The 26526-nt window shown below is 65.9% G+C and carries 1 protein-coding gene; it reads right to left on the bottom strand.

The features are described from left to right. Positions 1-38 precede the first annotated feature (38 nt). Positions 39-26390: a non-ribosomal peptide synthase/polyketide synthase gene (locus AB0366_RS03650; RefSeq protein ID WP_366242736.1), complete on the bottom strand. Its 26352-nt coding sequence runs from the start codon at positions 26388-26390 to the stop codon at positions 39-41. Between the last annotated feature and the right edge of the window lie 136 nt (positions 26391-26526).

Genomic DNA, 26526 nt, shown 5'->3' with positions numbered 1-26526 from the left:
ACCCGGCGGCGGCGCAGTCGTTTTCGTATCGACCGCGCTCAGCAGACCGGGGCTCGATCGAGTGACGACGAGAGGGCGTCGCGCAACTCGGCCACCGCCTCGTCGGACATGCCGATCACCGTGACGGCCACCGACGTCGACTCGATTCGATAGCGCACCACACAGCGGTACTCGTCTTCGACGCCTTCGCGTTCTCCGGACGCGACGAGGCCGTAGGTTCGAGTGACCAGAACATCGGAATGTTCCATCCTGCGGAGCGCTCTACGACCGGTTCTGTTGTGGAACCGAAGAAGTGGGAATTCTCGCGGGTCCACGTCCGCCGCGGCGAGCCGGGCCCGTGACGGCCACGTCGCCGTGAACGGCCCGACGGGTATCCCCGCAGCGGTGTCCCCGGTGAGCATGTCCACCTCGAGATCGACGCGCAGATTCTCGGATCCTCCGCTCGTGACTTCGCGGAGGGCACCATCGATTACCGCCTCTACATCTCCGTCGAGGTCGAGGTCGATCTCGAAGTCGATTCGGACATCGGACGCCCACATCGAATCATTGTGTGTCGTCGGACGTTCGGACGCGACCACCCAGGCTTCGACGTGATCGGCATCGAGTTCCTGCCCGTCGTTCTCGATGGCGTCGAGGGCTGGGGCCAGCGGCGATGACGGCGCTTCGGTGTCGTCGGCCCCGATCAGACAGCGTGCCATCCGGTGGACCGAGCGTCGATCTGCGACAGTCGAGTGGACTGCCAGCACGAACGCGACACCGGTGCCGTCGGCCCACGCGACCACCGCCGCCGAATGCCCTGTGCCCACGTCGATCATCGAGAGGGCCTGTGCTGCAGCGTTGTCGAGGTCGAGCGCAGAAGGGTGCGCAACGAATCGCCCTGCGGGATCGACGGCCTCGGCCGGTCTCACCTCCGAAGTCCACAACCGGCGACTCGCAGTGGTCACCGATATCCGCAATGCATCGGTGGTCGACACCAGCCGGACGAACGACGACCGCAACGAGTCCAGATCCTGTGCAGGAGCGTGCACCACCTCGGTGTACACCCAGCTGTCGACGCCATTACCGGACTCGCGCAGTCGTTCCAGGGTCGACGACGGCACCAGCGGGATCGGTTCTGCGGTCGGCGCGACAACGGTCATCGATTCGGCCAGCTCGCCGATCGTCCGCTTCTCGAACACGTCCCGGATCGTCAGCGGGAGGTCCTGTCGCCGGGCGAGTGACACCAGTCGCGCGGCGAGGATGCTGTCACCTCCCAGTCGGAAGAAGTCCTCGTCGACGGACAGGTCAACGGCGTCCGGTGTGCGGAGTACATCCCGGAACAGCTGCGCCACAGCCAGTTCGGTTGCCGACTCGGGATCCCGACCGCCGGTGGACAGTGAGGCAGCGAGGTCGGGAGTGGGGAGAGCTCGTCGGTCCAGCTTTCCGTTCGGGGTGGTCGGGAACCGGTCCAGTTCGGTGAACGTGGCGGGCACCATGTACTCGGGGAGACGAGACGCGACGAACGTGCGTAGGTCGTCCGCGGTGACGCCGGTGCCGGTGAGGGTGAAGTACGCGTGCAATGCCCTCCCGCCGGCAGGGTGATCGGCCGCGGCGAGGGCCGCACCCGAGACCCCCGGGTGGAGCTCGAGGGTGCTGCGGACTTCGTCGAGTTCGATACGGAAACCGCGGATCTTCACCTGATCGTCGGATCGACCGAGATACTCGAGTGCGCCGGATTCGTTCCACTGCACCAGATCGCCGGTGCGATAGAGCCTGTTGCCCGGTGCGCCGAACGGGTCCGGAACGAAGCGCGAGGACGTGAGCGCCGGCCGGTCGATGTATCCGTCCGCGAGCTGTGTACCACCGAGGTAGAGCTCTCCGGCGACCCCGATCGGCACCGGACGCAACCATGCGTCGAGTACCCGCGCCCCCGTATTGGAGACCGGGGTACCGATCGGAACCGACGACGCCTCGGCCAGCTCCTCCGCAGTGACCCGGTGCGCAGTGATGTTCACCGTGGTCTCGGTGGGGCCGTACACATTGAGCACCAGTGCGCGCGCCCGAGCCAGCGTGCGTCCCAGCGGGCCGGGGAAGAGCTCGCCACCCACCGCCAGATATCGCAGTCGGGTGTCGTCCGGATCGAATCCTTGATCCACCATGGCCTGCAACGCAGTCGGAACGAAGTCCGCGTAGGCGATCGGTTCGTCACGGAGTACCTGCGCCAGGTAATCGAGGTCCTTCTCGCCTCCGGGCCGGATCAGTCTGATCGCACCCCCGGTGATCAACGGCCAGAAGAACTCCGGCACCGAGACGTCGAAGCCGACGGAAGTCTTCTGCAGCACCAAGTCCCCGTCACCGATCGGGAAGACGGACTGCATCCACCGATTGAGGTTCACAGCGGCGCGGTGCGAGACCACGACTCCCTTGGGGCGTCCGGTGGTGCCGGAGGTGAACAGAACGTACGCGGCGTCCTCGGCCGATGGCGGGCAGAGCCGCTCCACGGAATGTGACGCCGCCTGCGGCAGTGGGTCATCGAGCGTGATGACACCGACCTCGGAGAGCCCGGCCGAGTGATGGCGATCGAGTGTCGCGAGGTCCGTGACGACGACCGTCGGAGTCGCGTCCTGGATGATCTGCTCGACGCGCACGGTCGGGTTGTCGGGATCGATCGGGACGTATGCGGCCCCGGCCCGAACGATCGCCACGATGGTCACGACGAGGTCGAGCGAGCGAGGCAGGAGGACAGCGGTCCGGGTGCCCCTGGTGACGCCGTGCTGCAGGAGCGCTCGCGTGAGCTCCTGAACTCGAACGTCCAACTCTCCGTAGGTCGTGTCGACGCCGTCGTCGCTCCGCACGGCGATCGAGTCGGGAGTTCTGGTGACCTGCGCGCTGATCAGTTCGCCGAGGGTCTCGCCCGTGTCGGGCACCTCGGCTCCGCCGGCCCACCGCGCGATGCGATCGAGATCCGATGCAGGCGCGAGATCCAGCTCCGCGACACGGGTGCCCGGCCGCGAAACGAACGCATCGAGAGTGCGGGTGAAGATCGTGGCGATGCGGCTCACGACCTCTGGCGTGAGCACGCCTGCTGCGTAGGAGAATTCGAACGTCGTCGACTCCTTCCCGGGGATGACCGCGAGGGTCAGTGGGTAGTGGGTCGAGTCGCGACCGTCCACCTCGGTCAGGGCGAGACCGTCGCCGGCGTCGGCGGCCTCCTCGTCGATCGGATAGTTCTCGTAGACGACGAGGGTATCGAACAGGGTGGGCAGCCCGGCGATCCGGTGCAGATCCGGCAAACCGACGTGATGGTGATCGAGCAGAGCGGTGTTCTGGCCGTGAACTCGGCCCATCACTTCGATCAGGGTCGGGTTGTCACCGATCCGGACCGGGGTGGGGACGGTGTCGACGAACATGCCGACCGAGTTCTCGATCCCGTCGATGCCCGCGGGACGCCCCGAGACGGTGGTCCCGAACGTGACCGTGGACAGACCGGTGACTGCATTGAGCGTGACGGCCCAGGCGGATTGGACGAGGGTGCTGAATGTCGACCCCTGCGAGCGCGCGAGTGCGAACAGTTCGGCTGTTCGGCCCGGTCCTTCCTCCAGGACGAGCTGATCGGGAAACTCGGCCGACGACGCGGTCGCGGTAGGAGCGATCAACGTCGGTTCGGTGACGGAGGCCAGGGCGTCGGTCCACGCCCGCGACGTGGCTCCGGTGTCCCGGGTCCCGAGCCAGCGAAGGAAGGCGGGATGAGCGCGGTCGGGGATCACCGGCGCGTCCGGGTTGCGGTACGCCTCGAGGAGGGTGGTGATCAACGACGGCGTGGACCACCCGTCGGCGAGCACGTGGTGCATCGTGACGACGACGCGGTGTTCGGCCGGAGCGAGTGTGAGGGCCGTGAGCCGAAGCAGCGGCGGTCGGTCCAACACGAACGGAGTTGCCCTGTCCTGCTCCACGATACGGGCAGCTTCCGCGGCAGGGTCGTCCTCGGTGGTGAGGTCGATGTGCTCGATGGTCGCCGACACCTGCGCCGGAACGACTGCGACCTGGTCACCGTCCGAGAGCCCGGTGACTGCGGCCCTGAGGTTCGGGTACGTCTCGAGTACGGTGTCCAGCGCACTCGACAGTCTCGTGGGATCGAGTGTGCCCGTGAGGTGCACGACGTTCTGGGTGACGTAGACGTCGACTCCCGATTCGGCACCGACGAGCGACTCGAACACCATGCCGTGTTGCAGCGGCGTCAGCGGATGGACGTCGGCGATGTCGCCGTACCGCTCTTCCCAGCCGGCGATGTCGGCGAACGTCACTCCGGACGCGATCATGTCCGACGGAGATCGGCGTATCCGCTCGGTGGTGGCCGCATACTTCGCCAGCGTCGTCAGGGCTTCGACCCAGAGATCGGCCAACTCCTGTGCGTCGCTCTCGGTGACGAGCTGCCCCGCGTACGTCCAGGTGCCCTCGATGACCGTCGTCCCGTCGATGCCCGGTACCGCAGCGACGTTGATGTCGATCGCCGCGGCCGCAGGGGACAGATCGGACGCGTGCCCACCGATACCGGGGAGTTCGGGTGCGCTGCTCCACAATGCTGGGCTACCAGCGGTATCGGCGGAGTCGGTGAACCGTCCGAGATAGTTGAACGCGAGGTCCGGCACCGTCGAGACGGTGAGTCGCTGCGCGCCAGACGAATCGAGGTAGCGCAGGACGCCGTACCCGATTCCGTGTGCAGGTACCGAAGCGAGCGATTCCTTGACCCGCAGTATCGCATCGGCTGCGGTATTCGGATCGGTCAGCGCCGCAACGGGATCGACGTTCCCGATGCCAGCGGCCACGGGGTACCAGGTGGTGAACCACCCGACCGAACGAGACAGGTCGGACCCTGGCACCGTGGTCTCGTCACGTCCGTGCCCCTCCAGGCCCACGATGGGGCTGTGGACACCGAGGCCTCGACGGGCGCGCCAGACCCCCGTGGCGACGGCCAGAGCGCCGACGAGGATGTCGTCGACGCCGGCGGACAGCGCCGTCGTGAGTGGGCCCAGCACGGTCTCGGTGGCCTGCGCGGGGACCGTGACGTGGATGTCCGCGGTGGTCGCCACGGTGTCGCGGGACGGATCGAGTGGCCGGTCGGTGATCACCGGAACGATGGCGTCGACGACGCTGGCCCAGTAGTCGAGTTGCGACGCGATGTCGACGTCGCGAGCGCGGCTCTCGAGCGCCGCGGTCCAGGACGTCACATCGGTTCCGACGCCGAGCAGTTCGTCCGTCGTGCTGCCGGATTCGATTGCCCACGCCTGCGCCAGGTCGTCCTCGAGGATTCGCCACGACACACCGTCGACGACGAGGTGGTGCGCAACCACGACCAGCCGGCCGGTGCTCTCGGCGGGATCGGTGACCGCCACGGCGCGCCACATGACGGACGTGTGGGGGTCGAGTTCACGGGAGAGCTCGGTGACGAGCGAGTCCACTCGGCTCGTCCACCCGGCGGATTCCCAACCGCCGGTGAAGTTCTCGGACTCAATACGGCTGTCGGCTGCGCTCGGTTCAGCGGGGATGGTCATGAACCACGCACCGGTGTCGTCGCGCTCGATCCCGGCGTGCAGCACCCGATGGTGCGCCGCCACTCGGGTCATGACCCGTCGCACCGCGTCGACCGTGATCTCTCCCGGAGTGACGAACACGTAGGACTGCGTGAACTCGTCGAAACCTGATTCCTCGAGATGCGCTGCGGCGATCGGCATCACGCGCGATCGACGAACCTGGCTCGGCCCCGTCGCCGTCGACCGGGTCCGATGGTCCACCGAGCGTGCGAGGGCAGCGACGGTACGGGCGGCGAATACCTCTGCCGCGGTGACCGTCAGGCCCGCCCGGCGAGCAGCCGACACCACCTGGATCGAGGAGATGCTGTCGCCGCCGAGACCGAAGAAGTCGTCGTCGACCGAGAGTACGACGTCGTGGCCCAGGCCCAACACGTCCCGGAAGATCTGTGCCAACGCATGTTCGGTGTCGGTCGAGGGCGCGCGTCCGCTGCCCGTGCTCGGCAATTCGGGGGTTGGGAATGCCCTGCGGTCCAGCTTTCCGTTGGCGGTGGTGGGGAGGGCGTCGAGACGGACGAAGGCGGTCGGGACCATGTAGTCGGGCAGAGCCGCCGCGACGTGGGCCGTCAACGCGTCACGGTCGACGGATCCGCCGGTGTGGTACGCCACCAGGAATGCGCCGCCGCCCGGACGATCTGCAGCGATCACGACTGCCGCCGACACTGCGGGATGCGCCTCGACCACCGTTCGGACGTCGTCGAGTTCGATGCGGAAGCCGCGTATCTTGACCTGATCGTCCGAGCGACCGAGATACTCGAGGGCACCGGAGGAGTTCCACCGCACCAGGTCTCCGGTGCGATAGAGACGCAGGCCCGGAGTGCGCGGATCGGCGACGAACCGCTGCGCCGTCAGTGCGCTGCGTCGAATGTATCCGGCAGCCAACTGAATGCCGCCGAGGTACAGCTCGCCCACAACACCGACAGGGGATTCTCTGAGCCACGAATCCAGAACGCGCACGGACGTGTTGGTGACCGGTCGGCCGATGGGAACGACGGTGCGGCCCTCGAGTTCGGCGGCCGAGACCGGATGAGCAGTGACGTCGACGGCGGCTTCGGTAGGCCCGTACAGGTTGTGGAGTTCGGCGCGGCCGAAGAGCTCGTCGGCTGCGATCGCCGCGGATGCGGGAAGAGCCTCACCCGAGAAGAAGACCCGGCGCAACGACGCGACTCGACTCGGAGCCGGCGCGGCGGCGAGGAAGGCCGCGAGCATCGCCGGAACGAAGTGGGCCACCGTCACCCGATGCCGTTCGATGACCTCGGTGAGGTAATCGGCGTCCTTGTGGCCCTCGTCGCGGGCAACGACCAGGGTGGCACCACTGACGAACGGCAGGAAGAACTCCCACACGGACACGTCGAACACGGCAGGGGTCTTCAGTAGAACTCGATCGCGCTCGGTGATGCCGTAATCGTCTCGCATCCAACGCAATCGATTCACGATCGCCTCGTGCGAGACCATGACCCCTTTCGGGCGACCGGTGGTTCCCGAGGTGAAAATGACGTACGCCGTGTCCGATGCGGACGGCGACACCGAGTCGACAGTGTGGACGTCCTCGGAGTCGAGGCGGGCCCGTACGGTCGGATCATCGGTAACGACAACCGAATCGACGAACATACTCGGGTGTGCTGCCAGTGCGGAGCTGTCGCTGACAGTGGCACGCGGGGTGGCGTCGTCGAGAATGTGCCCGATCCGCTCCGACGGATATGCCGGGTCGATCGGCACGTAGGCGGCACCGAGGCGGACGACGGAGTGCAACGTGACGACGAGATCGATCGAGCGAGGCAGCATCACGGCAACCCGGTGGCCTCGGGTCACTCCCATACCTACCAGGACGGCAGTCATGGCGTCGATGCGGATGTCGAACTGTCGGTAGGTGAGTGCGGTGCCGGTGTCGTCGATGACGGCGACCGCGTCGGGTGTGGCCTGGATCCGGTTGCGCACCAGCGAGTCCAGTGTCGCGTCGTCGACACTCTGCTGAGTACCGACTTCCCACAGCGCTGTTCGCGCTCGATCTGCCTCGGGAATCAGAGTGGCGTCGACGATGCGGGAGTGGGGTGCATGCGCGATGGCACCCATCACGGCGGTGAGGACGTCGACGAATCGTTGAATCGTGGCTGCTGTGAACAGGTCCGCCGCGTAGGCGATCGAGCCGGCGATTCCGTTCGGAACGTCTTCGATGTCCAGCTCGAGATCGGTCTTCACCGTCGATGACGACACTGTTCCTGCGGGTACGACCTGTACCCCGGGAAGGTCGAGATGGTCCTCGTCCGATTCGGTGTCGATCGCGATGTGGGTGAGGAGGATTTGGAACAGAGGTGTGCGGTCGGTGGAACGGGTGATGCCGAGTTCACGGACGATTCCCTCGAACGGTGCGCTCTGGTGGGCGAATCCGTCCAGGACGGTCTGCCGGACGCGAGTGAGCAGCTCGGCGAAGGTCTCTCGCGGGTACAGATGGTGCCGCAGCGGCAGGGTGTTGACGAAGTACCCGACGACGTCTTCGAGGCCGTCCTCGGTACGCCCTCCGACCGGCGATCCGATGACGACGTCCGAAGCCGAGCCGAGAAGCGAGACCGTCGCAGCGGTTGCGGCCTGCGAGATCATGAACATCGACACGCCAAGGTCTGCCGCCGTGCGGCGCAGACCGTCCACGGTGTCGGTGTCGAGGACGAACGACAGATCGCCGCCGCGGTGGGTCGGTTGTGCGGGTCGTGGATGGTCGGTGGCGAGCGTCGACTCCTCCGGTGCGTCTGCGAGGGTGTCGCGCCAATAACGCAGGTGACCGGCCAGTGTCGACGACGGCTCCATCGGATCGCCGAGCGTGGCGCGCTGCCAGGTCGCGTACTGCGCGTACGTGACGGGCAGTGGGGACCAGTCGGGCGTCCCGCCCGCGAGGCGAGCGGAGTACGCGATGGACAGGTCGCCGAACAGGGACGCGGTCGACCACTCGTCGATGGCGTGATGATGGACCGCGATGACGACGGTCCACTCCGCATCGTCGACGCGAAGCACGGCCACCCGGATGGGCAGTTCGATGGCCAGATCGAAGCCGACATCGATCACCGTCCCGATGTGATCGTGAACCTCCTGCTCGACGGCGCTGCGAGGACCGACCCCGCGTAGATCGGCGATGTCGATCGACGCGCGTTCGGTTGTGGCGACGATCGTTTGGGTGAGTTCACTGTCGTGTTCGACCAGCAGAGTGCGGAGGGTGGCGTGTCGTGCGACGACGTCGTGGACCGCTGCTGTGAAGGCCGTGGTGTCGAGGGAGCCGGTGAGCCGTAGGACTGTGGGCACGATGTACTGGGACTTCGGTGCTCCGAGTCGATCGATCACCCACAGCGACTGCTGTCCGTAGGACGCCGGAACCCTATCGGGCACAACGACATCGGACAGTGCCGCTCTGTCCCCGACGGCAGCGTCGGCAAGAACGGCGGCAAGACCGCCGATCGTGGGTGCGTCGAACACCGACCGAAGAGTCAGCGCGGAACCGAACTGTGCGTTGGTGCGGGCGATGAGTCGGGTGGCGGAGAGGGAGTGTCCGCCGAGGTGGAAGAAGTTGTCGTCGATGCTCAGGGTGGTGTCGTCGGGTAGGTGGAGTACGTCTCGGTAGATCTGGGCGAGTGTGTGTTCGGTGGCGGATTCCGGTGTTCGGCCGGTGCTGGTGGTGGTGATGTCGGGGGTGGGGAGTGCTCGGGTGTCGAGTTTTCCGTTGGGGGTGGTGGGGAAGGTGTCGAGGTGGGTGTAGGTGGTGGGGACCATGTAGTCGGGCAGGTGCAGGCCGAGGTGGTGGCGGAGTTGTTCGGTGTCGGTGGGTGTTCCGGTGTAGTAGGCGGCGAGGAATGCTTCGCCGGAGGGTCGATGGAGGGCGATGACGATGGCGGTGGTGATGTGGGGGTGTTGTTCGAGGGTGGTGCGGATGTCGTCGAGTTCGATGCGGAAGCCGCGGATTTTGATTTGGTGGTCGGTGCGGCCGAGGTAGTCGAGGGTGCCGCCTGTGTTCCAGCGGGCGAGGTCGCCGGTGCGGTAGAGGCGGTGTCCGTTGTGGGTGGCGGTGAAGCGGGTGGCGGTCAGGCCGGGTTGGGTGATGTAGCCGTCGGCGAGTTGGGTTCCGCCGAGGTAGAGCTCGCCGGTGACGCCGATGGGGACTTCTCGGAGCCAGGGGTCGAGGACGTGGACGGTGGTGGCGGTGACCGGTCCACCGATGGGGACGGTGCCGGTGGCGTACTCGTTGATCTCGCCCTCTACGAGGTGGTGTCCGGTGACTTCGACGGCTGCTTCGGTGGGGCCGTAGGTGTTCCACACTGCAACGTCGCTGCCGACCAGATCCCGGGCGAGGGAGACGGGGAATGCTTCGCCGCCGACGGAGAGGGATCGGAGTTGGGTGTCGGCAAGGTCGAATCCGGTGTCGAGCATGGCGTGCAGGACGGTGGGGACGAGTTCGACGAACGCGATGGGCTCGTCGCGCAGAATCTCCGTCAAATAGTCGGGGTCTTTTTCGCCGTCGGGTCGGATCAACCTGATGGTGGCTCCGACGGTGAGGGGCCAGAAGAATTCGGGGACGGAGACGTCGAAGCCGACGGAGGTTTTCTGGAGTACCCGGTCACCGATCTCGAGGGTGAAGACGGATTGGCGCCAGGCGATGAGGTTGACGATGGCGGTGTGGGGGACCATGACGCCTTTGGGGCGGCCGGTGGTGCCGGAGGTGAAGATGACGTAGGCGATGTTGTCGGGAGACGGTGCTGTCACAGTGCCCGGAGCTGAAGCGTCGTACGAGTCGAGGGAATCGCGAACGGTCGAATCGTCCAGTTCGAGAACAGTAGTGGCGACAGCGGCGGCATGTGCAGCGTGACCGGCGCTGTCGGTGACGATCACGGTCGGTGCGGCGTCGTGCAGGATGTGCCCGACCCGCTCGGTGGGGTAACCGGGGTCGATCGGGACGTACGCCGCCCCGATCCTGGTGACGGCGACGAGCGTGATCACCAGATCCGTACCGCGAGGCAGCATCACCGCCACCCGATGCCCGACCGTCACATCGCGGGTGAGAAGCATCGCGGCCATCGCGTCGACGCGGGTGTTCAGTTCTTCGTAGGTCAGGGATGTTCCGTACTCGTCCGTCACGGCCACCGCGTCGGGTGTTGCGCGAATCTGATTGCGTATCAACGAGTCGAGCGTCGTGCCCGAGGTGGGTATCTCGAGACCCATGGCATCGGAACCGGTCGACCAGGACTCGATCCGACTCAGTTCGTTCTCGGGAACAGCGTTCACCGACGCGATGCACGCGTCGGGTGTTGTGGCCAGAGAGTGGATTACGCGCGTGAGGGTCAGGACGAAGCGGTCGATCGTCGAGCGGGAGAACAGATCCGTCGCGTAGGTGATGTAGCCGGTCACGCCGGACGGAGTGTCCTCGAAGTCGATCTCGAGATCCGTCTTCGCCGCAGCCAACGATGCCGGGTCTTCGCCCGCGGTCTCGGGAAGGGTGATCAGTCCTGGAAGGCGGAAGAGATCCGACTCGGTGGCATCGGACACCGTGTGGGTCAACAGAATCTGGAACACCGGGGTTCGGCCCGTGTCTCTCGGTGCGTTCACCGCACGGGCGATCTCCTCGAACGGTGCGCTCTGATGCGCGAATCCGTCCAATACCACCCGATGGGTGTCGGTGAGCACCTCGCTGAGCGTCCGGTTGGGGGACAGTCGGTGTCGCAGGGGAACGGTGTTGACGAAGTACCCGACGAGGTCTTCGAGTCCGTCTTCGGTGCGTCCACCGACGGGGGAGCCGATCACGACGTCGGTGCCGGCACCGAGGAGAGATGCGGTGATCGCGGTGGCGGCGTGGACGGCGGTGAACATGGTGACGTCGAGCGAATCCACGGTGCGGCGCAGGGCATCGACAGTCTCCGCGTCGAGCTCGAACGTGAGGTCTTCACCGCGATGAGTCGGGTCCGCGGGGCGAGGGGAGTCGAGCGCGATGATGGATTCCTCGGGTGCGTCGCCGAGGATTGTGCGCCAGTAGTCAAGGTGCCCAGCGAGTTCCGATGCCGGGTCTTCTGCACGGCCGAGTACGGTCCGTTGCCACGTGGCGTACTGCGCGTAGCTCACCGGTAGCGGATCCCAGTGGGGTGCCGATCCGGCGATTCGCGATGCGTATGCGCTCGAGAGGTCGCCAAGCAAGGACGGGGTCGACCACTCGTCGACCGCGTGATGGTGAACAGCGAGGACGATCACCCACTGAGAGTCCTCGCTCCTGAGCACGGCAACGCGGATGGGGAGATCCGTGGCGAGATCGAACCCGGTACGGACGAGGGAGCCGATGCTTTCGTCGATGCCTCGCCGGTCCGTATCGCGAAGGTCGTTCACCTCGAGAGTGATTCGAGCTGCGGCGTCGGCCGGGGGAACGATCACCTGCACCGGAACGCCGTCTTGTTCGACAAGGAGTGTGCGCAGCGTGGCGTGTCGTTCGACGACATCGTGCACAGCCGCCGTGAAAGCGGGGACCTCGAGATCGCCGCTGAGCCTCAGCACGGTCGGCACCACGTACTGCGACTTCGGGCCGCCGAGCTGGTCGATGACCCACAGCGACTGCTGTCCGTAGGACGCCGGAACCTGTTCGGGTACAACCATGTCGGACACCCGCACACGATCGATTCCGGTGGAATTCGCGGCGTCGGCGAGGCTTGCGATGGTCGGCGTCTCGAACACGTCGCGCAGCGTCAGATCGGACCCGATTGCCGAGTTCACGCGGGCGATGAGTCGGGTGGCGGAGAGGGAGTGTCCGCCGAGGTGGAAGAAGTTGTCGTCGATGCTCAGGGTGGTGTCGTCGGGTAGGTGGAGTACGTCTCGGTAGATGTGGGTGAGTGTGTGTTCGGTGGCGGATTCCGGTGTTCGGCCGGTGCTGGTGGTGGTGATGTCGGGGGTGGGGAGTGCTCGGGTGTCGAGTTTTCCGTTGGGGGTGGTGGGGAAGGTGTCGAGGTGGGTGTAGGTGGTGGGGACCATGTAGTCCGGTAGTGCTGTGGCGGTGTGGGTTCGGAGGTCTGTGGTGGGTCGACCCGTGTAGTAGGCGGCGAGGGTGGTTCCGCTTTCGGGGTGGTCGAGGGCGACGACGATGGCGGTGGTGACGTGGGGGTGGTGTTCGAGGGTGGTGCGGATGTCGTCGAGTTCGATGCGGAAGCCGCGGATCTTGACTTGGTCGTCGGTGCGGCCCAGGTACTCCAGTGCGCCGGCCGTGTTCCAGCGGGCGAGGTCGCCGGTGCGGTAGAGGCGTTGGCCGTCGGTGGTGGCGGTGAAGCGGGTGGCGGTCAGGCCGGGTTGGGTGATGTAGCCGTCGGCGAGTTGGGTTCCGCCGAGGTAGAGCTCGCCGGTGACGCCGATGGGGACTTCTCGGAGCCAGGGGTCGAGGACGTGGACGGTCGTGTGGGTGACGGGTGTACCGATGGGGACGGTGGGGGTGGCGGTGTCGGTGATGTTGTCGGTGGTGACACGGAAGCCGGTGACTTCGACGGCTGCTTCGGTGGGGCCGTAGGTGTTCCACACCGCAACGTCGCTGCCTACCAGCGCGTGGGCGAGGGTGGTGGGGAATGCTTCGCCGCCGACGGAGAGGGATCGGAGTTGGGTGTCGGCGAGGCGCAGACCCTGCTCGAGCATGGCATTGAGGACCGTGGGGACGAGTTCGACGAACGCGATGGGCTCGTCGCGCAGAATCTCCGTCAAATAGTCGGGGTCTTTTTCGCCGTCGGGTCGGATCAACCTGATGGTGGCTCCGACGGTGAGGGGCCAGAAGAATTCGGGGACGGAGACGTCGAAGCCGACGGAGGTTTTCTGCAGTACTCGATCACCGATCTCGAGGGTGAAGACGGATTGGCGCCAGGCGATGAGGTTGACGATGGCAGCATGCGACACCATCACGCCTTTGGGGCGTCCGGTGGTGCCGGAGGTGAAGATGACGTACGCGGTGTCGCCTGGTGCGGGCGGTGAGGGGATCGAGGCGGTGGTGGTGGAGTCGAGTGCCGCCCGGGTTTTCGGATCGTCGATCACGACAACGGAATTGGAGACCGTTGTGCGGTGGTTTTCCAGTGTTGTCCGGTCGGTGACGATCGTGGTGGGGGTGGCGTCGTCGAGGATGTGGCCGACTCGTTCGGTGGGGTATGCCGGGTCGATGGGGACATAGGCGGCACCGAGTCGGATGATGGTGTGGAGGGTGGCCGCGAGGTCGATCGATCGGGGCAGTATCACGGCAACCCGGTCGCCGCGTCGAACTCCTGTGTCGAGTAGGACGGCGGTCATGGCGTCGATGCGGGTGTCGAACTGCGCGTAGGTCAGTGCGGTGCCGGTGTCGTCGACCAGAGCGATCGCGTCGGGTGTGGCCTGGATCTGGTTGCGTACCAACGAGTCCAGGGTGGTACCTGCGGTGGGAATCTCGAGACCGGTGGCGTCCGACCCGGTCGACCACAGGCCGAGTAGTTCCTCGTCGCGTGCGGGACGAGCATCGATCGCCGAAACACGGGTGTCAGGTCTCGTCGCGATTGTGCCCAAGACCCGAACCAACACCTCGACGAATCGATCTATCGTGTTGTGCGAGAACAGGTCGGTCGAGTAGGTGAGGTAGCCGGAGATGCCTTCGGGGTCGTCCACGAAGTCGAGTTCCAGGTCGGTCTTGGCGGCACCCAGCTCAGCCGCGTCGACGTCGGTCGAAATCGCCGTGATACCCGGCAGGCTGAGGACGTTGCTTTCTACGGAGCTCACCGGGATGTGGGTCAGCAGAATCTGGAAGACCGGCGTGCGATTGGCGACGCGAGAGATGTTGAGCGAGCGGGTGATGTGCTCGAACGGTGCACTCTGATGGGCAAAGCCGTCGAGGACCGTTCGGTGCGATGCGGCCATCACATCGGACAGTGCATCGGTCGGACTCAGGCGGTGCCGAAGCGGAAGCGTGTTGACGAAGTACCCGACGAGGTCCTCGAGTCCGTCCTCGGTGCGTCCGCCGACCGGGGAGCCGATCACGACATCGGTACCGGCACCGAGCAGAGATGCGGTGACCGCTGTCGCAGCGTGCACGAGGGCGAACATGCCGACACCGTGCGCTTCTGCGGCACCACGAATCCCGGTGACCACGTCGCCTTCGAGGACGAACGACACGTCACGGCCCTCGTGTGTCGGATGCGTGCGCCGCGGGCGGTCGGGAGTGATGATGGATTCGTCGGGAGCATCGGCGAGGGTTGAGCACCAGTAGTCCAGGTGTGCCGCGAGTTCCGACGCGGGGTCGGTTCCGTCACCCAGGACGGTCCGCTGCCAGACGGCATACTGCGCGTAGGAAGCGGAGAGTGGACTCCATTGGGGAGCAACGTTATCGACTCGCGCGGAGTAGGCGGAGGACAGATCGCTCAGCATCGCCGGGGTGGACCAGTCGTCGATCGCATGGTGGTGGACCGCGATGACGACCGCCCATCGAGAGTCGTCCACTCGAAGAACGGTCACCCGGATGGGCAGGTCGACAGCGAGGTCGAAACCGGTGCGCACAACAGATGCGATGGCATCGTCCACCTGCGTGCGATCGGTGCCGCGCAGATCACTCACCTGAACGCACGCCCCTGCCGCCACGTCTCCCATAGACACGATCACCTGTGTCGGTTCACCATCGTGCTCGACGAGGAGAGTGCGGAGGGTGGCGTGTCGTTCGACGACGTCGTGCACGGCTGCGGTGAAGGCGGTGGTGTCGAGGGAGCCGGTCAGCCTCAGGACCGTGGGCACGACGTACTGCGACTTCGGTCCGCCGAGTTGGTCGATCACCCACAGAGACTGCTGTTCGTAGGATGCGGGAATCACCTCCGGCAGTTCGACATCGGCGATCCGGATCCGCGCACTCGACGACACCGGACTGGATCCGACCGTCGAGTCCACCGCGGTAGCGAGAGCCTTCACAGTCGGTGAATCGAACGCGGTGCGCAGCGACAGTGCCGTGCCGAACTGGGCGTTGGTGCGGGCGATGAGTCGGGTGGCGGACAGGGAGTGTCCGCCGAGGTGGAAGAAGTTGTCGTCGACGGTGAGGGTGGTGTCGTCGGGTAGGTGGAGTACGTCTCGGTAGATGTGGGTGAGTGTGTGTTCGGTGGCGGATTCCGGTGTTCGGCCGGTGCTGGTGGTGGTGATGTCGGGGGTGGGGAGTGCTCGGGTGTCGAGTTTTCCGTTGGGGGTGGTGGGGAAGGTGTCGAGGTGGGTGAAGGTGGTGGGGACCATGTAGTCGGGCAGGCGCAGGCCGAGGTGGTGGCGGAGTTGTTCGGTGTCGGTGGGTGTTCCGGTGTAGTAGGCGGCGAGGAATGCTTCGCCGGAGGGTCGATGGAGGGCGATGACGACACCAGTGGTGATGTGGGGGTGTTGTTCGAGGGTGGTGCGGATGTCGTCGAGTTCGATGCGGAAGCCGCGGATTTTGATTTGGTGGTCGGTGCGGCCGAGGTAGTCGAGGGTGCCGGCCGTGTTCCAGCGGGCGAGGTCGCCGGTGCGGTACAACCGCCGTCCGTCGGTGGTGGCGGTGAAGCGGGTGGCGGTCAGGCCGGGTCGGGTGATGTAGCCGTCGGCGAGTTGGGTTCCGCCGAGGTAGAGCTCGCCGGTGACGCCGATGGGGACTTCTCGGAACCAGGGGTCGAGGACGTGGACGGTAGTGGCGGTGACCGGTCCACCGATAGGGACCGTCGCCGACTCGTTGATCTCGCCCTCTACGAGGTGGTGTCCGGTGACTTCGACGGCTGCTTCGGTGGGGCCGTAGGTGTTCCACACCTGAACGTCGGTGCCTACCAGTGCGTGGGCGAGGGTGGTGGGGAATGCTTCGCCGCCGACGGAGAGGGATCGTAGTTGGGTGTCGGCGAGGCGCAGGCCCTGTTCGAGCATGGCGTGCAGGACGGTGGGGACGAGTTCGACGAACGCGATGGGTTCGGTGCGGAGTATGTGGGTCAGGTAGTCGGGGTCTTTTTCGCCGTCGGGTCGGATCAACCTGATGGTGGCTCCGACGGTGAGGGGCCAGAAGAATTCGGGGACGGAGACGTCGAAGCCGACGGAGGTCTTCTGGAGTACCCGGTCACCGATCTCGAGGGTGAAGACGGATTGGCGCCAGGCGATGAGGTTGACGATGGCAGCATGCGACACCATCACGCCTTTGGGGCGGCCGGTGGTGCCGGAGGTGAAGATGACGTACGCGGTGTCGCCTGGTGCGGGCGGTGATGGCACAGGAACGGACGCAACCGAATCCAGTAGTAGTCGGGTGTCCGCACGGTCGACCACGACGATGTCATCGTCGAGGGTTGATCGGTGGGTTTCCAGTGTTGTCCGGTCGGTGACGACTGTCGTGGGGGTGGCGTCGGTGATGATGTGTCCGACTCGTTCGGTGGGGTAGTTGGGGTCGATGGGGACGTAGGCGGCGCCGGCGCGGATGATGGCGTGGAGGGCGGCGGCGAGGTCGATCGAGCGGGGCAGTATCACGGCAACCCGGTCGCCGCGGGACACTCCCCGGTCGAGGAGGACGGCGGTCATGGCGTCGATACGGGTGTCGAACTGCGCGTAGGTGAGCGTGGAACCGCTGTCGTCGATGACGGCGGTGGCGTCGGGTGTGGCCTGTATCTGGTTGCGCACCAACGAATCCAACGTTGCATCGGATGTGTCGAGACCGGTGGCGTCCGACCCGGTCGACCACTCGGCGATTCGTGTGCCGTCGTCCTCGGGCAGGAGGTTCAGATTCGAGATGCGGGCATCGGGCGTGGCAGCGAAGGCGTGGAGCACCCGCTGGAAGATCTCCGCAATGCGTGTCGTGGTGGCGCGGTCCAGTTGCTCTGGGCGATAGGAGAACTCGAAGGTCGTGTGCTCCGGCGTAGGGATCACGGCGAGCGTCAGTGGGTAGTGCGTCGAGTCGAGTCCGCCGACACCGACGAGCGTGATGCCCGTGCTGTCGTCGGCGTGCAGAGCTTCCTCGTCGATGGGGTAGTTCTCGTACACGACGAGGGTGTCGAACAACGTCGGGAGTCCGGTGAGCCGGTGTAGCTCGGGCAGTGGAACGTGGTGATGGCTCAGCAACGCGGTGTTCTGTTGCTGGGCGCGGTCGAGCAGCGCGGTGAGAGTGAGGTTGTCACTCAACGTCATCGGCGTCGGAATGGTGTTGATGAACATGCCGACGGCGCGCTCGATGCCGTCGATCTCGGCGGGACGGCCCGACACCGTGGTGCCGAAGACGACGGTGCCCAGGCCGGTGACCGCGTTCAACGTCACGGCCCAAGCCGTCTGCACCAGACTGTTCACCGTGGCACCTCGGCCACGAGCCACACTGTCGAGGTGCGCGGTCAGGGCCGCGTCGGCGAAAATCGAGATCTCGTCCGGGAAGACATCGGACGTCGCGGGTGCAGTGGGGGCGATGATCGTCGGTTCGGTGACTGCGTCCAGTGCAACTGCCCACGCCCGCAGTGATTCTGCACGGTCCTGGTCCGTGAGCCAGCGCAGAAACGCCGGATACGAGGTGTCGGGAACCGCGGGCACTGCCGGCGCGCGATAGGCGTCGAGCAGCGTCTGGACCACCGAGGGAGTGGACCACCCGTCGGCCAGAACGTGGTGCATCGTCAACAGCACCTCGTGCCGTTGTGGCGCAGTGCTCACCGCCGTGATCCTCAGCAGCGGTGCCCGATCGAGAACGAACGACGTCGCGCGGTCGGCGGCGACGATCTCCTCGAGTCGCGCGTCGGAGTCAGCACCGGACGTCAGATCGATGTGCTGTACCGGCACCCGGAGTCGAGTCGGCACGACCGCGACGTGATCGCCGCTGTCGGTCGTGGTGATGGCCGACGTGAGGTTGGGGTAGGTGTCGAACACTCGCGAGAAGGCGCGCTCGAGTCGGGGGACGTCCAACGGACCGGTCAGCGTCAGAGTCGTCTGTGTGATGTAGACGTCGACATTCGCTTCGCTCGGAGTGTTCAGTCCCAGCAGCGATTCGAAGACCATCCCGTGCTGCAGAGGCGTCAACGGCTGGACGTCGGCGAGGGCGCCGTAGCGGGACTCGAATGCGGCGATGTCGGCGAAGGTGACGTCGGGTGCAGTCAGGTCCGACGGCACTCGTCGTACGTGATCGGCCGCGGGTACGTACGTCGCGAGGGTGGACAGTGCAGCGATCCAGAGCGTCAGCAATTCTTCTGCGTCGGAGGATGATACGGCGCCTGTCGCATAGGTGAAGATTCCGTCCAGGACGGTTGCGCCGTCGGGGCCGGGGACGGCAGCGATGTTGATGTCGATCGCGGCCGCCACGGGCAGGTCTGCCGGGGAGTAGCCGCCGAGACCCGCTGATTCGGGAGCGGTTCGCCATGCCGTCGGCTCGGAGTCGGCCGTGAAATGGCCGAGGTAGTTGAATCCGATGTCCGGGATTCCGTGTGAGGAGAACCGATCGGTGGTGTCGGGGTTGAGATGCCGGAGCAACCCGTATCCGATGCCGCGGTCCGGTACGGCGGCCAGAGATTCCTTGACGCGGAGCACCGCGTCTGCGGCAGCCTGCGAATCCATCAGTGCTGCTTCGGGATCGATATCGCCGGTATCGACGATCACGGGGTACCAGGTGGTGAACCACCCTATGGTGCGACCGAGCTCCGCACCTGGGATCAGCGTCTCCTGCCGCCCGTGTCCCTCGAGCCCGACGACTGCGGGTTGTCGACCGAGTCCACGCTTGGCCCGCCACGCGCCGACCGCAATCGCCAACGCGCCGAGGAGAACTTCGTCGGCCCCCGCCGACAATGTCCGCTGCACATCCTCGAGCACGGCACGGGTCACGTCCGCCGGCACCGAGATCGGCACGGTTGCAGCGGTGGCACCGGTATCGAGAACCGGGTCGACGCTTCGACTCGCCACAGTCGGTGTGACGTGCAAAGCGACATCGGACCAATACGATTCTTGCGCAACGATATCTGCGTCGGTCGATCGTGCCCACAGGGCGGAGGACCACGACGTGATCGAGGTTCCGACCGCGAGTAAGTCATCGGTGGCTGAGCCGGTTTCCAGAGCGTAGGCGTGTGCCAGGTCGTCCTCGAGGATGCGCCAGGACACGCCGTCGACGACGAGATGGTGAACGACGGTCACCAGACGACCCGTTGCCTCACTCGGATCCGTGCACCACGCCGCGTGCCACATCACCCCGTTGTGCGGGTCCAGCTTCTGCGACAGTTCGGCGACGAGGTTGTCGATCCGTTCCGTCCACGAGGGGTGCGCCCACCCGTTGTCGGTCGTCGACATCGCGATCCGGTCGCCGACTGTCTCCAGCGGCACGTCGGCTGGCGGCAACATGAACGTCGACAGCCCGTCTCCACGACCGACACTGCCCCGCAACGCGGAATGGTGCTGGACGACGCGAGTCAGGATGCGATCGAGCTGACTGCCGGATATGCCAGCGGGAGTGACGAAAACGAAGGACTGGCTGTAGGAATCGAAGCCGGGCTGATCGATGTGGGCGGCGGCGATCGGCCACAGGCGCGATGTCGGGACCGCGACCGGACCCGACGCGATGGGGTCGCCGACACGCTCGTCGATCAACCGTGCGAGTCCCTCGATGGTACGGCGATCGAATACCTCAGCGGCAGAACAAGACAGCCCCGCCCGTCGCGCCTTGGACACCACCTGAATCGACGAGATGCTGTCACCACCGAGCCGGAAGAAGTCGTCGTCGATGCTCAGTGGTGTGTCGTGGTCGAGGTGGAGTACGTCTCGGTAGATGTGGGTGAGTGTGTGTTCGGTGGGGGTGTTGGGGGTTCGGCCGGTGCCCGTGGTGATGTCGGGGGTGGGGAGTGCGCGGGTGTCGAGTTTTCCGTTGGGGGTGGTGGGGAAGGTGTCGAGGTGGGTGAAGGTGGTGGGGACCATGTAGTCGGGCAGGTGCAGGCCGAGGTGGTGGCGGAGTTGTTCGGTGTCGGTGGGTGTTCCGGTGTAGTAGGCGGCGAGGAACGCTTCACCCGAGGGTCGACGGAGGGCGATGACGATGGCGGTGGTGATGTGGGGGTGTTGTTCGAGGGTGGTGCGGATGTCGTCGAGTTCGATGCGGAAGCCGCGGATTTTGATTTGGTGGTCGGTGCGGCCGAGGTAGTCGAGGGTGCCGCCTGTGTTCCAGCGGGCGAGGTCGCCGGTGCGGTAGAGGCGGTGTCCGTTGTGGGTGGCGGTGAAGCGGGTGGCGGTCAGGCCGGGTTGGGTGATGTAGCCGTCGGCGAGTTGGGTTCCGCCGAGGTAGAGCTCGCCGGTGACGCCGATGGGGACTTCTCGGAGCCAGGGGTCGAGGACGTGGACGGTCGTGTGGGTGACGGGTGTACCGATGGGGACGGTGGGGGTGGCGGTGTCGGTGATGTTGTCGGTGGTGACACGGAAGCCGGTGACTTCGACGGCTGCTTCGGTGGGGCCGTAGGTGTTCCACACTGCGACGTCGCTGCCTACCAGGGCGTGGGCGAGGGAGACGGGGAATGCTTCGCCGCCGACGGAGAGGGAGCGGAGTTGGGTGTCGGCGAGGCGCAGGCCCTGTTCGAGCATGGCGTGCAGGACAGTGGGGACGAGTTCGACGAACGCGATGGGTTCGGTGCGGAGGATCTGGGTGAGGTAGTCGGGGTCTTTTTCGCCGTCGGGTCGGATCAACCTGATGGTGGCTCCGACGGTGAGGGGCCAGAAGAATTCGGGGACGGAGACGTCGAAGCCGACGGAGGTTTTCTGGAGTACTCGGTCGCCGGCGGTGAGGGTGAAGACGGTTTGGCGCCAGGCGATGAGGTTGACGATGGCAGCATGCGACACCATGACGCCTTTGGGGCGGCCGGTGGTGCCGGAGGTGAAGATGACGTAGGCGGTGTCGCCTGGTGCGGGCGGTGAGGGGATCGAGGCGGTGGTGGTGGAGTCGAGTGCCGCCCGGGTTTTCGGATCGTCGATCACGACAACGGAATTGGAGACAGTTGTGCGGTGGGTGGCGAGGCCGGTGCTCTCGGTGACGACGGTAGTGGGGGTGGCGTCGTCGAGGATGTGGCCGACTCGTTCGGTGGGGTAGCCAGGGTCGATGGGGACGTAGGCGGCGCCGAGTCGGACGATGGCGTGGAGGGTGGCGGCGAGGTCGATCGATCGAGGCAGTATGACGGCGACTGTGTCGCCGCGAGTGACTCCCATACCTGCCAGGACGGCGGTCATGGCGTCGATACGGGTGTCGAACTGCGCGTAGGTGAGTGCGGTGCCGGTGTCGTCGACCAGAGCGATCGCGTCGGGTGTGGCCTGGATCTGGTTGCGTACCAACGAGTCCAGGGTGGTACCTGCGGTGGGTATCTCGAGACCGGTGGCGTCCGACCCGGTCGACCACTCCGAGATGGATGCGGTGTCGGCATCGGAGACCAGTGCGGACACCCGACTCGACGGTGCGTCGACGATTGTCTGCACCACTCGGATGAACGTCCGAACGAAACGGTCGATGGTGCTCGGGGAGAACAGATCCACAGCGTAGGTGAGGTACCCGGTGATGCCGTCCGAGGATTCTTCGAGATCGAACTCGAGGTCGGTCTTGGTGGCCGTCGACGAGGTCGCGCGAATGGAACCGGAGTCGTCGCCGACGAGACCCACTAGGTCCGGGCCCGTGGATCCGACGTCGGTGTGATGGCTGAGCAGGATCTGGAACAACGGGGTGCGCCCGGTGACCCGGGGGACGTCGAGCGCGCGGGCGATGCCCTCGAAAGGTGCGCTCTGATGGGCGAATCCGTCCAGAACGGTGCGGTGGACCTGAGTGAGAACCTCGGCCACGGTGTGGTGCGGATCGAGTGTGTGCCGGAAGGGAAGCGTGTTGACGAAGTATCCGACGAGGTCTTCGAGTCCGTCCTCGGTACGTCCACCGACCGGGGAGCCGATCACGACGTCGATGCCGGCACCGAGCAGAGATGCGGTGAGCGTGGTGGCGGCGTGGGCCACGGTGAACATGGTGACACCGAGATCGGTGGCAGTGCGGTGCAGACCGGCCACGACGTCGCGATCGAGCTCGAAGGTGACGTCACGACCGCGATACGTCGGCTGCGTGGGCCTGGGCCGGTCGAGGGCGATGATCGACTCGGCCGGAGCGTCCTCGAGGGCACCGCGCCAATAGTCCACGTGGCGTGAGAGTTCCGACGTGGGATCGGCGGCAGATCCCAGAACGGTGCGTTGCCACGCTGCATACTGCGCGTAGGTGACCGGCAACGGCTCCCACACCGGTGCATCGCCGACGACCCGCGCCGCATACGACCGGGACAGATCACGGAAGAGGCTCGGTAGCGACCATTCGTCGACGGCGTGGTGGTGGATGGCGAAGACGAGCGTCCACGCGCGTTCTGCAGTACGCAGGATTTCCACGCGTATGGGAAGGTCCGTGTCCAGATCGAAGCCGGTGCCGACCACCTCGCCGATACGGTTGTCGATGCCGTTGGCGGATTCGGTGCGTAGATCGGCGACCGCGATGTGGGCCGATGCGGCGGCGACGTCGGCGGGCACGATCACCTGAATCGGATCACCGTCCCATTCCACGAGTCGTGTGCGTAGGGGTTCGTGTCGGCGCACCACGTCGCGAACCGACTCGATCGCAGCGGCCACATCGAGCTCGCCGGTGAGGCGGACGACGTTCGGCACCACGTACTGCGATCGCGGACCACCGAGGCGATCGATCACCCAGAGGGACTGCTGACCGAAGGAGACCGGAACATGCTCGGGGACAACGATGTCGGAGATACTCTTGCGGGCCTGTGAGACGCCGACGAGCGCGGCCAGTCGGGCGACCGTCCGGGCGTCGAACACCTCCCGCAACGTCAGTGCCGAGCCGAATTCTGCGTTGACCCGCGCGACGAGCCGCGTCGCGGACAGGGAGTGACCACCGAGGTGGAAGAAGTCGTCGTCGGGCGACAGGTCGACGCTCTCGGGCAACGCCAGAACATCGCAGAAGTACCGCGCCACCGAGTGTTCGGCAGGAGTGGCGGGTGCACGGTGGGTTCCGCCCGTGGTCAGTTCGGGAGCGGGCAGTGCGCGTCGATCCAGCTTCCCGTTGGGTGTCGTGGGAAGTGAATCGAGAGGAAGGAAGACTGTCGGCACCATGTAGTCCGGGACTGCCGCGGCGACGAACTGCCGCAGTTCGTCGGTGTCGACGGCGTCCCCGGTGTGATAGGCCGCCAGGAAGTGCCCGCCTGCCGGATGGTCGACGGCGAGAACGACTGCGGCGGAGACGGCGGCATGTCGCTCGAGGACGACGCGGATCTCGTCGAGTTCGATGCGGAACCCTCTGATCTTGACCTGATCGTCGGTTCGGCCCAGGTACTCCAGTACACCGGACGCGTTCCACCGCACCAGGTCTCCGGTGCGGTAGAGGCGTGCACCGGCCGGGGATGCAACGAACCTGGAAGCGGTGAGATCGGCTCGGCCGATGTAACCGTCGGCCAGCTGCACTCCGCCGAGGTAGAGCTCGCCGACCACACCGTCGGGCAACGGGCGCAGCCAGGAATCGAGCACCTGCACAACGGTATTGGCAACCGGACGACCGATCGGCACGGCAGCGGTGTCGATCGCCACTGCCGAGTTCACCTGCTGTGCGGTGACGTCCACCGCGGCCTCGGTCGGCCCGTACAGATTGTGCAGCTCGGCCGCTGCGAAGAGGGTCGCGGCGGCCTCTGCGGCCTTCGCGGGGAGCGCTTCACCGGAGAAGAAGACGCGTCGCATGCTGGAGAGTCGAGCGACCTCGGGATCCGCGTCGAGAAATGCCTGCAGCATGGCGGGGACGAAGTGTGCGACGGTGACCGAGTGACGTTCGATGACGTCCACCAGATAGCCGGGATCCCTGTGGCCCTGGTCTTTCGCGATGATCAACGACGCTCCGGTGACGAACGGGAGGAAGAACTCCCACACCGACACGTCGAACACGGCGGGTGTCTTCTGTAGTACCCGGTCGCTGGGGGTGAGCACATAGTCGTCCCGCATCCACTGGAGTCGGTTGACGATCGCTCGGTGCGAGACCATCACACCTTTGGGACGCCCGGTGGTACCGGAGGTGAAGATGACGTACGCGGTGTCGGACGCAGACGGCGGATGAGCGACGACAACCGGCGCGTCGGAGGTGCCGAGACGGGCTCGGACGAGCGGATCGTCCACTGCCGCAACGGTCTCGGAGAGAACGGCGCTGTGCCGTGAACTCCCCGCGACGTCTGCGATCACGAGGATCGGCGCAGCGTCGTCGAGGATGTGGCCGATGCGTTCGGACGGGTAGTCGACATCGATGGGGACGTATGCCGCGCCGATCCTGATCACCGCGTGCAGCGCGAGAACGAGGTCGACCGAGCGCGGCAGCATCACGGCGACCCTGTCCCCGGATGTGACTCCGTGCGACAACATTTCGGCCGCCATCGCGTCCACCCGGGCATCGAACTGACGGTACGTCAGAGAGACACCTGCGTCGTCGACCATCGCGATCGCGTCGGGCGTCGTCGAGATCTGTTGCCGTACTTGCATATCGAGTGTCGCGGTCGCATCGTCGCGGGCAATCATCGGGCCGGTCGACAGAGCGTCGACGCGATCGAACTGCTCGGTGCTCAGCAAGCCGACGGTCGACACAGCGTCGTTCGGTGATGCAGCGAACCGGGTGAGATAGCCGAGGAACTCGTCGAGCATGTCGGCGATCGAGTCGGGAGTCTGCGCGGGGTCACTCGACGACAGATCGAGACGGAACCCGTGGATTCGATCGCGATACACCATCAGATCCAGTCGGCCGGCGGGTCCGCTGGTCACGGTTTCCTGCCGCCCGGTGATCGAGCCGAAGGCGTAGTCGTAGTCGAACGCCTTGACGTTCAGTTGTGGCAACGCGGCGTAATCGTCCTGGCCGTTCGGCCACAGCCGGGCGAGAGCCTCCCCGGCCGTGTGGTGGCGTGAGCTCGCCCGCGTCTCGTCGCGCATGCGGGTCGCCAACTGCACCACGGTGTTCGACGGGTCCACCCGGAACACCACCGGTGCCGCATCGACGAGCATTGCGGGTGTCCGCAGCGCCGCGGCACCGAACCGGTTCATCCGGGGCAGCTGCAGAGCGAACAGATCGCGTCCGTCCCGCGCCGCGGTGAACAGCCCCCAGCCCAATGCCACGACGTCCGACCACGATGCCCGCGCCGAGCGGGCGAGTGCGTCGATCGCCTCGGCGGTAGGCGGTGCGATCGCACCTCGGCCGTGAGAGAAGGGTAGTGAAAAGCGCCGCGAGGCGTCGAACGTCACCGCGGTCGTGCCCTCGGCTTCGGCGCACCGGTCGACCCAGAATTGGTTCGGAACCGAATCCTGCTGTGATGCAGCAGTACCCGCGAGCTCGGCGTAGTCGCCGAACCATCGATCCGGTACCGAACTTTCGGTGACGAGCGCCGAGTACACCTCCGCGACGCGTCGGGTGAACAGTCCCAGGCCGTAGGCGTCGACGAAAAGATGGTGGGTTGCAAATTCCCACGCCCACCCGCCACTGGTTCGACGGTGCAGGACCGACAGTGACTCGTACCGGTTCTGTCCCACGCCGTCGGCGCGGCAGCGATCGGCAGCGACGGCGCGGATGGCCGCGTCCTCGCACTCGGACGATACGACCTGGAGGACGCCGATCGGCTTGTCGCCGGCTGCGAGCCGCGGCACTCCGTCCGGGCCGATACTCGGCCGCACACCGAACACCTCGGCCTCGGAGCCCGCCACGCTCAACGCGCGAGTCAACGCGGCCACGTCCACGTCCTCGTCCAGCCACACCAACTGCGAGATTCGGAAGGCGTCTGCGTCGGGGCTGACCTGCTCTGCGGCCCACACACCCAGTTGCGCTGCTGTCAGCTCCAGAAGACGGACCGTCACGTACACCCCAATCGCGGAACCCAAGACGCACCTGGGTTGTTCTTGACTTACCGCTAGGCAGTGTAGCTCAGGCAACCCTAACCTAAGGTGTACTCCCTCGAGGTGCGGAGACAACGGCAACGATGCGTCGAAACCT

Origin of the sequence: Rhodococcus sp. NPDC076796, from assembly GCF_040702765.1 — a bacterium.
In the GTDB taxonomy this organism is placed as follows: Bacteria; Actinomycetota; Actinomycetes; order Mycobacteriales; family Mycobacteriaceae; genus Rhodococcoides.
Note: the sequence above shows the minus strand (reverse complement) of the source record. Positions and strands in the feature narration are given on the sequence as shown.